The 11,586-nt window shown below is 61.0% G+C and carries 10 protein-coding genes; 9 read left to right on the top strand and 1 reads right to left on the bottom strand.

The window, feature by feature from the left end:
- Positions 1-93 precede the first annotated feature (93 nt).
- Entirely contained in the window at positions 94-426 is a 333-nt protein-coding gene (erpA, locus tag QSK43_RS03875) for an iron-sulfur cluster insertion protein ErpA (RefSeq protein WP_045022544.1), read from the bottom strand.
- Between the two features lie 229 nt (positions 427-655).
- Between erpA and QSK43_RS03870 the strand changes: the two genes are divergently transcribed.
- From QSK43_RS03870 to tatC, 9 genes are all read left to right on the top strand, one after another.
- Positions 656-1,873, top strand: a complete 1,218-nt coding sequence (locus QSK43_RS03870) for a deoxyguanosinetriphosphate triphosphohydrolase (protein ID WP_332302382.1) — start codon at positions 656-658, stop codon at positions 1,871-1,873.
- A gap of 76 nt (positions 1,874-1,949) precedes the next feature.
- The gene (argS, locus tag QSK43_RS03865) at positions 1,950-3,707 is read left to right on the top strand and encodes an arginine--tRNA ligase (protein WP_332302626.1); all 1,758 of its coding nucleotides are present in this window, start codon (positions 1,950-1,952) and stop codon (positions 3,705-3,707) included.
- A gap of 66 nt (positions 3,708-3,773) precedes the next feature.
- Positions 3,774-6,815: an SPOR domain-containing protein gene (locus QSK43_RS03860; RefSeq protein ID WP_332302381.1), complete on the top strand. Its 3,042-nt coding sequence runs from the start codon at positions 3,774-3,776 to the stop codon at positions 6,813-6,815.
- Positions 6,816-7,056: 241 nt separating this feature from the next.
- Positions 7,057-8,073, top strand: a complete 1,017-nt coding sequence (gene nagZ, locus QSK43_RS03855; RefSeq protein ID WP_332302380.1) for a beta-N-acetylhexosaminidase — start codon at positions 7,057-7,059, stop codon at positions 8,071-8,073.
- Between the two features lie 58 nt (positions 8,074-8,131).
- Positions 8,132-8,980 (top strand): segregation and condensation protein A, encoded by an 849-nt coding sequence (locus QSK43_RS03850; RefSeq protein ID WP_332302379.1) that lies wholly within the window; start codon positions 8,132-8,134, stop codon positions 8,978-8,980.
- Positions 8,970-9,704: an SMC-Scp complex subunit ScpB gene (gene scpB / locus QSK43_RS03845; protein WP_332302378.1), complete on the top strand. Its 735-nt coding sequence runs from the start codon at positions 8,970-8,972 to the stop codon at positions 9,702-9,704. Before QSK43_RS03850 ends, scpB begins: the two co-directional genes overlap by 11 nt.
- A 129-nt stretch (positions 9,705-9,833) precedes the next feature.
- Complete coding sequence (locus QSK43_RS03840) at positions 9,834-10,043, top strand: twin-arginine translocase TatA/TatE family subunit (RefSeq protein ID WP_045022533.1); 210 nt, start codon at positions 9,834-9,836, stop codon at positions 10,041-10,043.
- Between the two features lie 55 nt (positions 10,044-10,098).
- Complete coding sequence (tatB, locus tag QSK43_RS03835; protein ID WP_332302377.1) at positions 10,099-10,782, top strand: Sec-independent protein translocase protein TatB; 684 nt, start codon at positions 10,099-10,101, stop codon at positions 10,780-10,782.
- The gene (gene tatC / locus QSK43_RS03830) at positions 10,779-11,582 is read left to right on the top strand and encodes a twin-arginine translocase subunit TatC (RefSeq protein ID WP_045022528.1); all 804 of its coding nucleotides are present in this window, start codon (positions 10,779-10,781) and stop codon (positions 11,580-11,582) included. The genes tatB and tatC overlap by 4 nt, the downstream gene beginning before the upstream one ends.
- Positions 11,583-11,586 lie beyond the last annotated feature (4 nt).

The following is an 11,586-nucleotide window of genomic DNA, read 5'->3' as shown; positions in this document are numbered from 1 at the left end:
AGCGTCCCCAAACCCTCATTCCTGTGACGAGCACAGGAATGAGGGCGGAGAGAAAGGCGTGAATGATCTCAAGCTTGGCGCTTGATATCACCATCAAATAGAGAAGCTGGTGCCGCAGCCACAGCTCGCGACCGCATTCGGGTTCTTGATCTGGAAGGACTGGCCGAGCAGATTGTCGACGAAGTCGATTTCGGAGCCGGCCATATAGACGACCGACATGCTGTCGATCAGCACCTTGGCGTCGCCCCGTGCAATCACGATGTCGTCATCGGCTGGGTCTTCCGCCAGATCGAACTTGTAGGAGAAGCCCGAGCAGCCGCCGCCTTCCACTGAAACGCGGAGCGCCTGCTTGCCCGCATCGGCCGCCACGATCTGGGCGATTCGCTTCGCTGCTGATTCCGAAAGTGTAATGTCGTTGTTTTCCATGTCGTTCCTCGTGCCGGGGTCAAGAACCGGAGAGCAATAGATTTGTCGCCACCATTATAAACCAGTCAAATAAACGGTCTATAGCGATGTCGGCAACGGCCTTTGCCGCGATCATGCTTTGCGCCGACCTTTGCGATAGGTATGAAGGGTGGATGAAAAGGTCAATGGTCAAAGACCATGGACTTCGGGCCAAAGGAAGTCCCGGCCAGAGAACAGTACAGGTGGATGCATGATTATAGACCAGCGCGCATTGGGTTTCGGAAGTGGCGAGAGGGCGGTTTTCGCCTCGGATCCATGGACCACGTGCGGGCGTCTTTTTGCCGAGGAGGGGAGCCTGACGCGCTCGGAATTCCAGCGCGACCGTGACCGCATCGTCCACACCACGGCCTTTCGCCGCCTGAAACACAAGACGCAGGTTTTCATCAGCCCGGATGGCGACCATTATCGCACCCGGCTTACCCACACGATCGAGGTGGCGCAGATCGCCCGGGCGCTGGCGCGTGCGCTGAAACTCGACGAGGATCTGGCCGAGGGCGTGGCGCTGGTGCATGATTTCGGCCATACGCCGTTCGGGCATACGGGCGAGGATGCGCTGGATGCGGTGCTGTTGCCCTATGGCGGCTTCGATCACAATGCGCAGTCATTGCGGATCGTCACCAAGCTGGAGCGCCGCTATGCCGAATATGACGGCATCAACCTGACATGGGAGACGCTGGAGGGGCTGGTCAAGCACAATGGCCCGTTGGTGGATGCGAAGGGTGAGGGCGTGAAGGGGCCGGTTCCGCTGCCCATTCTCGAATATTGCGAGTTGCAGGATCTGGAAATCGGCAGCTATGCCAGCCTTGAGGCGCAGATGGCGGCAATCGCCGACGACATCGCCTATAATACCCACGATATAGATGACGGCCTGCGCGCCGGTTACCTGACCTTCGAGATGCTGGAGGAAGTGCCGTTCCTGAGCAAGTTGATGGCAGAGGTGCGGGCGAAATATCCCACGCTCGACAAGGACCGTTTCGCCCACGAGATCATGCGCCGCCAGATCACCCACATGGTTGAGGATGTGATCGGTGTCGCACAGCACAATCTTTCCCGGCTGAAGCCGAAAAGTGCGGCTGATATCCGCGCCGCCGATTTCACCGTCGCGACCTTCTCGCCGGAAATGGCGGAAACCGACCGGCAAATCAAGAAACTCCTGTTCGGCCATATCTACCGGCACCCCGACATCATGCGTATTCGCGCCGGCGCCACGCAGATCGTCACCGATCTTTTCCACCGCTATATGGACGTGCCGGCGGAGATGCAGAGCCACTATTGGGTGGACAGCATTTCCGGCATGAGCGTGGCCGCAAAAGCCCGGCATGTGGGCGATTATCTGGCTGGTATGACCGACAGTTATGCACTGCGCGCCCACCAGCGGCTGTTTGACCGCACTCCCGATTTGCGATAGGGCAGCGGGCGATCGCGGAGCCGACCCGGTTATGACGGCCGGACATGAACAGAAGCCCTTCGCGCAGGTTGGAACGATGAACATTTTTGCCGATTTCGATACCAGGATCAAAAACGCGATCGAGACCCTCGATCTCGTGAAAGAGAACCGAGAAAAGGTCGATTTCAGTCGAATTACCGTCGAATCCCCGCGTGATCTCAGCCATGGCGATGTCGCGACCAATGCTGCGATGGTGCTGGCCAAGCCGCTCGGCACCAATCCCCGGGCGCTGGCCGAACTCATCGTGCCAGCCCTTCAGGCCGATGGCGATGTCGACAGCGTCAATGTCGCCGGTCCCGGCTTCATCAACCTCAAGGTTTCGGTCGGTTACTGGCAGCGTCTTCTTGCCGACATGATCGGGCAGGGCATCGATTTCGGCCGCTCCAAGATCGGCGCGGGCCAGAAGATCAACGTCGAATATGTTTCCGCCAATCCCACCGGCCCGATGCATGTCGGCCATTGCCGTGGCGCTGTCGTGGGTGACACGCTGGCGAATGTGCTCGCTTTTGCCGGTTATGGCGTGACCAAGGAATATTACATCAACGATGCCGGTTCGCAGATCGATGTGCTCGCGCGCTCGGTCTTCCTGCGTTACCGCGAAGCGCTTGGCGAGGATATCGGCGCCATTCCGTCGGGCTTCTACCCCGGCGACTATCTCGTTCCGGTCGGCCAGGCGCTGGCGGATGAATACGGCATCAAGCTGCGCGCCATGCCCGAGGAAAAGTGGCTGCCGATCGTCAAGGACAAGGCGATCGCCGCGATGATGGTAATGATCCGTGAGGATCTGGAGACGCTCAACGTCAAGCACGACGTGTTCTTCTCGGAGCGCACGCTGCATGATGGCAATGGCGGTCCCATCCTCTCGGCCATCAACGATCTGACCTTCAAGGGCCATGTCTACAAGGGCACCCTGCCGCCGCCGAAGGGCGAATTGCCGGAAGACTGGGAAGACCGCGAACAGACGCTGTTCCGTTCCACCGAGGTGGGCGACGATATGGACCGCGCGCTGATGAAGTCGGACGGTTCCTACACCTATTTCGCCGCCGACGTCGCCTATTTCAAGCACAAGTTCGATCGTGGTTTCTCCGAGATGATCTATGTGCTCGGCGCCGACCATGGCGGTTACGTGAAGCGGCTGGAAGCGGTCGCGCGCGCAGTCTCGGAAGGCAAGTCGAAGCTGACGGTGCTTCTGTGCCAGCTCGTGAAGCTTTACCGCGATGGCGAGCCGGTGAAGATGTCGAAACGATCAGGCGATTTCGTTACGCTGCGCGATGTTGTGGACGAAGTCGGTCGCGATCCGGTGCGATTCATGATGCTCTATCGGAAGAATTCCGAGCCGCTGGACTTCGATTTCGCGAAAGTGACCGAACAATCGAAAGATAATCCGGTCTTTTACGTGCAATATGCGCATGCCCGTTGCATGTCGATCTTCCGGCAGGCGCAGGAGGCGTTTCCGGGGCTTGTCCTGTCTGAGGACGACATGTCGTCTTCCGTTGCTTTGATTAGCGATATCAACGAGTTGCAGCTGGTTGCAAAGCTCGCCGAATATCCGCGCCTGATCGAATCCGCAGCCCTTTCGCACGAGCCGCACAGGCTTGCTTTTTACCTCTACGATCTGGCAAGTTCCTTCCATGGACACTGGAATAAGGGTAAAGACCAACCGGAATTACGTTTTATTAACGATAAAAACCGAGAATTGAGCATTGCCAGACTTGGGCTGGTGAATGCTGTCGCGAATGTTTTGAAGTCCGGCCTTACGCTTTTAGGAGCGGACGCGCCTGACGAGATGCGATAACATATCACCATTATTTGCTCACAATACGCTGGCAAGAGCTGCAATGCGTAGATGGTGGAACACGTAATGGTCGAAAAAAATGTCGCGTATAACCGGGATGCCCGGTCTGAAGGCTTCGCTGACAACGATCCTCTGGCAGAGCTGGCGCGTATCGTCGGCTTTGAAGATCGTCCTTCGCATGCGGGTTCCGAAGTTGCGCCACACGCCGCTTCACCGGCGGCCCGCCGCGAACCGGAATTCAATCTCGAAGACGAGCTGCTTCGGGAGTTCGAGGTTTACGATGCGCCGCACGCAGACCCGGTCGTTCTTGATCCGGCAAACGATGTCCGTGCCGGCATCCATCCCAGCGATTTCATGCAGCGCGTCGAATCGGTCTTCGCCCGCCGCGAGCCTGAGCTTTCTCCTGTAGCCGAGCCTGCGGTTGAGACGCAGTACGCACCGGAGCCGACGCCTGCGCTAGAGGTGCGGGAAGAGCTGCTTCCAGAGATCGACCACGCCTATATCCACAATTACGTCGAAACGTCGGGGCAGGACATTCGCGCGGATTTCCGTGACGATGCCGGTGCTGTTGCCGAGGTTTTCGATGTGCATTCGCGCCAGTCGCGTCCTGCCGAGCCGCTGGTTTACCAGCAGGCCGCCTGGGAAGAACCGCAGGCCGTAGAGCCGGCAGCCCCCGAATGGCACGCCATGCCGGAACTTCCGGCCGATGTTTCGAGCAATATCGCACATTCAGATTACGCTCATGCGACTGAGCCGCAGGCTTTCGATCTTGCCGACGAGGTAGAGATCGCCGTTGCCGAGCAAGCGCCCGCACCGGTTTCCGTGCGTCCGCCCTCGCAGGGTGGCCGTTCTTCGCTGGAGTTTTCCAGCCTGCGTCTGCCGCTTGCCAATTTCGGCGCGCGCCGCGATGTTTCTCCTGGCGATCCGAAGCGGATCGAGCCGAGGTCCGAAGCGCTGCCGGAAGCCGGCATCGAGCAGCAGGCCGAGCCGGATCTCGCGCCAGTTACCGTTCAGGCGGAAGAGACCGCGCCGACCTTTGCGCCTGTTGCAGCCGAGACTTTCACCCCTTCCTTCGAAGAAAAACCGGCTGCGGCTGATCTTTCGCCGATGGACGAGCTGATCTACGGCGTTGCGAAATACTCCATTCCCGGACGCGGCGAAGAACCCGTCGTTGAGGCTGCGCCCATCGCGCAGGCCGCAAGAGTGGAGCCGCCCGTGGTTGCCACGACGCCGGTTGCCGCAGCCCCTGTGAAGGCAGCGCCGGTCGTAACGCCGCCGCCCGCCGAGGAGCCGGACTTTACCGATTTCGCGGGCTTCAACGACGATGATTTCGAGCTTGCGCTTGATGATCTCGATCTTGATCTGGACCTTTCCGAGATCGCCGCAGCGGAAGTGACACCTGCGCCCGCCTTTGCGCCGCAGCCCGTTCGCCAGCAGCCCGTCGCTCCGGCGGCCGTTGCTGCTGCGGCACCCCAGCCTGTAAGGGAACAACCCGCGCCTCAGGTGCGCCCGGCCGCCGTTTCCGCCATTCCGGCGGTCGCCGCTGCGGTTCAGCCGCGTCCGGCCGTCGCAGCACCGCAGCCGGAAGTACCGCAAACGCTGGAAAGCCTGCCTTTCGATCCTTCGCAGATCGGCGAGACGGAAGAACATCCGGAAACCATTATCGAGATGGATGTGCCGGAATTGCCGGTCGGGGTTTTCGAACCCAAGCCCGCTGCCCGCCGTCACGAAGAAGATCTCGATATCGACACTGAACTTGCGACGCTGTTCGCCCCGGCGGTCGCCGGCGGTTTCGACCGTCACAAACATGCGGAAAACCGGGGTGCCCCGCAGGCGCGTGCCGCCCAGAGCCCGGAAGAAGCCGATGAGTTCGAGCGGGCGCTGGAGGAGGATTTCCGCCGCTCCATGCAGGAGGCCGCGGCCTCCCGTGGCAACGTACGCGCTGCCGAGAACACCTATGCCGATCATCAGGCGACCTATCGCGACGAGGATGAACGCAGCGGTCGCCGCTGGATCATGCCGGTTGCCGCCGCAATCGGTCTGGTGCTTGTCGGTGGTGGCGTTTACGCGCTGATATCAGGTGGTTCTTCCGGCACGGGTTCCAATGGCGCGCCAGTCATCATTTCCGCCGATAACGATCCGATGAAGGTCGTTCCGGAAAATCCGGGCGGTCGTGTCGTTCCAAATCAGGACAAGGCGGTTTACGACCGCGTGGCCGGTGGCAGCGCCGCCGATCCGAAGCAGCCGGCGCTGATCTCCAGTAGCGAAAAGCCGGTCGATGTGGTTCAGCGCACGCTGATCCCCGAACAATTGCCGCTGGAAGGTGAAAACGACGCCGATATGGAAACCGCCGGCGGTACGCCGGTTGGCGAGACCGAAGATCCGCGCCTGCTTTCGCCGGAAGAAAAGGCCGCGCAGAATGAAGGTGCCGGTGCGACAGGCGTTTCGCCGCGCAAGGTCCGCACCATGATCGTCAAGCCTGACGGCACGCTGGTTGCGCAGGAAGTCGACGCACCGGCCGCCCAGCCGCCGAAGGCCGACAAGGTCGCTGAGCTTGCCGCACCCCAGGCGGCCAAGCCGGGTGAGGGCGCTCCCGCCGTCATCGCCGCATCGCGTGTTCCTACGGCACCCGCGCAGGCCGCACAGCCGCAGACGCCGCCTCCTGCAGCGGCTGCTTCGACACCGGCTTCGCAATCGTCCGCTCCGGTTCCCTCGGCGCGTCCGTCCTCGCAGCCCGCCAATGTGGTCGCCACGGTCACCAATCAGGGCAATGTCCGCCCTGCCGCAACCGCTCCGGCCCAACCGCCTGCCGCGCAGCAGCAGACAGCTGCCGTAACGCCGGCAGCGACGAGCACTCCTTCGGCCGGTGGCTATTACATCCAGATTGCGTCGCTGCCGAGCCAGGCGGAGGCCCAGAAGTCCTACCAGAACATGTCGGCCAAGTTCGGCTCCGTCATCGGTGGACGCGGCGTCGACATCAAGGCCGCCGAAATCGCCGGCAAGGGCACTTTCTACCGTGTCCGCATTCCGGCGGGTGACAAGAACGAAGCCGTGGCGCTTTGCGAAAAGTTCCGCTCTGCGGGCGGTAGCTGCCTGGTGGCGCGCTGATAGCGGCCGGTCCGGCGTAGAAAGATTGGGGCTGCCGCCCAAGGCAGCCCTTGAAGTATGAGAACCTTCCAGCAAACTCTACGTCATCCTCGGGCTTGACCCGAGGATCCGCAGCCGCCGGAATGGATCCTCGGGTCAAGCCCGAGGATGACGGTGGAAACGTTCAAGCTTCCACCGCTGCTTCGAAACGAGCGGCTTGTTCCTCCTCCTAATTGCCTCTTTTCCCTGCGAGCGTGACATCATGACCGATTGCAAAGCTATGATCCTCGGATGCGGCGGGCTTACGCTTACCGCAGACGAGATTGCCCTTTACCGCGATGAACAGCCGTGGGGCTTCATTCTCTTCGGGCGCAACATCGGTGAGCCGCAGCAGATCACCGATCTCGTCGCTTCCATGCGTGACGCCATCGGGCGACCCGACGCCCCTGTTCTGATCGATCAGGAAGGCGGGCGCGTCCAGCGCATCAAGCCGCCGATCCTGCAGGCCTATCCGAATGCCCGCATTCTCGGCGAAATCTACGAGCGTGACCGCGAGGACGGCCTGCGTGCAGCCTGGCTGATGTCGCGCCTGCATGCCTTCGACCTGATGAGGCTCGGCATCAATGTCGATTGCCTGCCGGTGCTCGACGTGCCGGTGGAAGGCGCCAGCAATGTCATCGGCAACCGTGCCTATGGCTACTCGCCGATTATGGTGGCCGAGATGGGGCAGGCGGCGGCCGATGGCCTCAAGGCGGGCGGTATGCTGCCTGTCATGAAACACATGCCCGGTCACGGTCGCGGCATGGTCGATTCGCACCATGAACTGCCTGTTGTCGATGTGCCGCTCGACGAGTTGGACGCCCATGACTTCGTGCCGTTCCGTGCGCTTAACCGCGAATTGATGGCGATGAGCGCGCATCTGGTCTTCAACGCCGTCGATCGGGAACGGCCGGCGACGACCTCGCCGAAGGTGATCGAGGAGATCATTCGCGGCCGGATCGGCTTTGACGGATTGCTGATGTCCGACGACAGTTCGATGAATGCGCTGAAGGGCACGCTCGGCGAACGCGCCGCGAATATTGTTGCTGGTGGCTGCGATATAGTCTTGCATTGCAACGGCGTGATGGGTGAAATGCGTGAGGTCGTGAAGGAGGTTCCCGTTCTTTCCGGCCGTTCGCTGGAGCGGGTGCGGGCCGTGGAAGCGGGGTTCCCCGCCACTGACGCCTCCGACGAGGCTGAACTGAGAGCCGAATTCAACGCCATGTGGGCCGTTTCCTGACGATCGGGCGGCGGTCTCCCACGCGGGAAGACAGGCCGGACGCCCGGCGGATGGAACAATGGCCGCAGACAAGTCTCGCAATTCAACGCCGATGGACAAGCTCTGGCAGGATGTGACGCCGGAGCGGCTGACGGGCGAGGCCGGGCTGGTCATCGATGTCGCGGGTTTCGAAGGCCCGCTCGATCTTCTGCTGCACCTTGCCCGCACGCAGAAAGTCGATCTGTCCCGCATTTCGGTGCTTGCCCTTGCCGAGCAATATCTGCAATTCGTGGAAAGCGTGCGCCGCGTGCGCATCGAGCTTGCGGCCGATTATCTTGTCATGGCGGCCTGGCTCGCCTTCCTCAAATCCAAACTCCTCATTCCGCAGCAGGCGAAGGATGACGGCCCCTCCGGCGAGGAAATGGCCGCGACGCTGGCCTTCCGGCTGAAACGTCTGGAAGCGATGCGCGAGGCGGCTGAAAAGCTCGTCAACCGCGCCCAGCTTGGCCGCGATGTTTTCGCCCGTGGTGCGCCGGAGCATATTCCGCATATCAACCGCTCGGCTTACGAGGCCAACCTCTACGATCTCCTGAGCGCCTATGCCAATCTGCGGCAAAGGCAGGCCATTACCCAGGTGACGATTGAAAAACGGCAGGTCTGGTCGCTGGTGGAGGCGCGGGAACTGCTGAACAGCATGCTCGGCGATGTCGGCGAATGGACCGTGCTCGATCAATATCTGCTGCAATATGTGCCCGACCCCGCCATGCGGGTGACGGCGATCGCCAGCGCCTTTGCCGCCTCGCTGGAGCTGGTGCGCGAGGGATCGTTGCAAATCCGGCAGGATGGCGCCTTCCAGCCCATCTATATGCGCAGGAGCGAAAGAGACGATCGCGCGGTGAATGCCGAAAGGACCAATGATGACAAATGACGACGAGACCGGCGAGGCGACCATCATGGCGGATGCGGCCGAGGCCGAACCCACGGTATTTTCCGAGCGCCAGCTGAAAGAGGCCGAGCGGATTGCCGAGGCATTGGTCTTCGCCTCGGCTGAACCGGTTTCGGTGGCTTTCATTGCCGAGCGCCTGCCGCGCGGCATGGATGTCACCGCCATTCTGCACGGCCTGAAAGCCGCCTATGTCGAGCGGGGAGTCAATCTCGTGCAGGTGGGCGGGCAATGGGCGTTCCGCACGGCGGGCGATCTCTCCTTCGTTATTCGCTCGGAGGAAAAGGAGCCGAAGAAGCTCTCGCGCGCGGCGCTGGAAGTCCTGGCGATTATCGCCTATCATCAACCGGTGACACGCGCCGAAATCGAGGAAATCCGTGGCGTGCAGACCTCGCGCGGCACGCTCGACGTGCTGATGGAAGCGGGCTGGGTGCGTTTCAGGGGCCGCAGGCGCACGCCGGGCAGGCCGGTGACGATCGGCACCACGGTTGAGTTTCTCGATCATTTCGGCCTTGAGGAATTGCGGGATCTGCCGGGCCTTGAGGAGCTGAAGGGTGCGGGCCTGCTTTCGGGCCGCATTCCGTCCAATTTCGGCGTGCCTTTGCCGATGATGAGCGACGAATTGCGCGAGGACGAAGACCCGATCACGCAGCTCGATCTGGAAGAGTTGGGCCTGCTTGCGCCGGGCGGCGGCGATGGCGACGATTGATATCGCCGTGGGGCGGCGCCAAGGCACGAAAACTTTATGCGCACTCCCTGTCAAACCGACAATTTGTTGTTTGAAAAAGCCTTTCAAACGTCTTACATCGTCTGAAAGCGAAATTCAGGAGTTTGAGTTATGGGTTCTTTTAGTGTGTGGCATTGGCTGATCGTGCTGGTGATCGTTCTCGTTCTCTTTGGACGCGGCAAGATCCCGGAACTGATGGGCGATGTCGCCAAGGGTATCAAGAGCTTCAAGAAGGGCATGTCGGACGAAGATGCGACGCCTCCACCGGCGGCGGATGCCAATGCCAAGACAGTCGACCACAAGGCTGACGAGACCAAGTAAGCGGCGTGTTTGCTGCCTGTTGTGAGACTGGCGCTAGGCTCTCGGGAGCATATTGATGTTAGATATCGGCTGGAGCGAGCTTCTGGTGATTGCGGTCGTATTGATCGTGGTCGTCGGACCAAAGGATTTGCCGCCCATGATCCGCGCCTTCGGCAAGACGATGGCCGGCCTCCGCAAGATGGCGGGGGACTTCCGCACCCAGTTCGATGAGGCCTTGAAAGAGGCCGATATGGACGATGTGCGGCAGACGATCTCGGACGTCCGAAATCTCAACCCCACCAATTCCCTGCGCGATGCGATGAACCCGCTTCGCCAGCTCGGCAACGAGATCAAGTCCGATCTCCAGAAAGCGACGGCGGCGCCGGCGACCAGCGAGCCGGTGGCACCACTTGTCAACGTGCCGGAGCCGGAGATGCAGCTTCCGGACGTGCCGCCTGCCGTGGTTTCCACACCTGCTGCATCCGCGCCGATTGCTGCTGCTGAAGAAAAGCCGAAGCGCGCGCGCGCGAAATCGGTTGCGACGGTTGAAGCCGAAGCGGTTGCCGCCAAGCCGAAACGCACCACCCGCAGCAAGGTTGCCGCAGCGCCTGAAGAAGCCGCTGTTTTGAAGCCTACCGTGAAGGCGGTCGCCAAAAAGGCTACCGTCAAGAAAGCGGCGGCGGAGAAGGTGGTGGCCGATGCCAAACCGGTCAAAACGGCAAGAATAAAGGCCGTGAAGCCCAAAAAGGATGAAGCATGAGCGGGGAAACCGAAGATAAGCCGCAGCCGCTTATCGAGCATCTCATGGAGTTGCGCACGCGGCTGATCTGGGCGCTCGGCGCGTTCTTCGTCGCCTTCATCGGCTGTTTCGCCGTTGCCAAGCATCTCTTCAACCTGCTCGTCATCCCCTATAAATGGGCGGTACTCTGGGCGGGGCTCGATGTTACGAAATCGTCGCTGATCTATACCGCGCCGCAGGAATTCTTCTTCACGCAGATCAAGGTCGCCATGTTCGGCGCGATGGTGCTCTCCTTTCCGGTGATTGCCTCGCAGCTCTATAAATTCGTGGCGCCCGGCCTCTACAAGAATGAACGCGCCGCCTTCCTGCCGTTCCTGATCGCTTCGCCGATCCTCTTCCTCGTCGGTGCGGCGCTTGTCTATTTCTTCTTCACGCCCATGGTCATGTGGTTCTTCCTTGCCATGCAGCAATTGCCGGAAGACGGCGAGGTGGCGATTTCGCTGATGCCGAAGGTGTCGGAATATCTCAGCCTCATCATGACGCTGGTTCTGTCCTTCGGCCTGGTGTTCCAGCTGCCCGTCGTCACCACGCTTCTGGCGCGTGTCGGGCTTCTGACCAGCGACTGGCTGCGGGAAAAGCGCAAGTTCGCCATCGTCATGGCCTTCGTGGTCGCGGCCGTGCTGACGCCGCCGGACCCCATGTCCCAGATCGGTCTTGCGCTGCCCGCGATCATTCTCTACGAGATTTCCATCTACATGGCTCGACTCGTGGAGAGGAAACGTGCTGCGGAATCCAAAAGCACGGAGCTGGAAGAGACCTGACGGT

Source organism: Rhizobium sp. GR12, from assembly GCF_036596185.1.
Classification (GTDB): domain Bacteria; phylum Pseudomonadota; class Alphaproteobacteria; order Rhizobiales; family Rhizobiaceae; genus Agrobacterium; species Agrobacterium nepotum.
Note: the sequence above shows the minus strand (reverse complement) of the source record. Positions and strands in the feature narration are given on the sequence as shown.

Coding starts and splice junctions, on each gene's coding strand:
- scpB (WP_332302378.1), top strand. CDS start 8,970: ATGACAAATGACGACGAGACCGGCGAGGCGACCATCATGGCGGATGCG.
- tatB (WP_332302377.1), top strand. CDS start 10,099: ATGTTAGATATCGGCTGGAGCGAGCTTCTGGTGATTGCGGTCGTATTG.
- nagZ (WP_332302380.1), top strand. CDS start 7,057: ATGACCGATTGCAAAGCTATGATCCTCGGATGCGGCGGGCTTACGCTT.
- tatC (WP_045022528.1), top strand. CDS start 10,779: ATGAGCGGGGAAACCGAAGATAAGCCGCAGCCGCTTATCGAGCATCTC.
- argS (WP_332302626.1), top strand. CDS start 1,950: ATGAACATTTTTGCCGATTTCGATACCAGGATCAAAAACGCGATCGAG.
- QSK43_RS03840 (WP_045022533.1), top strand. CDS start 9,834: ATGGGTTCTTTTAGTGTGTGGCATTGGCTGATCGTGCTGGTGATCGTT.
- QSK43_RS03850 (WP_332302379.1), top strand. CDS start 8,132: ATGGCCGCAGACAAGTCTCGCAATTCAACGCCGATGGACAAGCTCTGG.
- QSK43_RS03870 (WP_332302382.1), top strand. CDS start 656: ATGATTATAGACCAGCGCGCATTGGGTTTCGGAAGTGGCGAGAGGGCG.
- QSK43_RS03860 (WP_332302381.1), top strand. CDS start 3,774: ATGGTCGAAAAAAATGTCGCGTATAACCGGGATGCCCGGTCTGAAGGC.
- erpA (WP_045022544.1), bottom strand. CDS start 426: ATGGAAAACAACGACATTACACTTTCGGAATCAGCAGCGAAGCGAATC.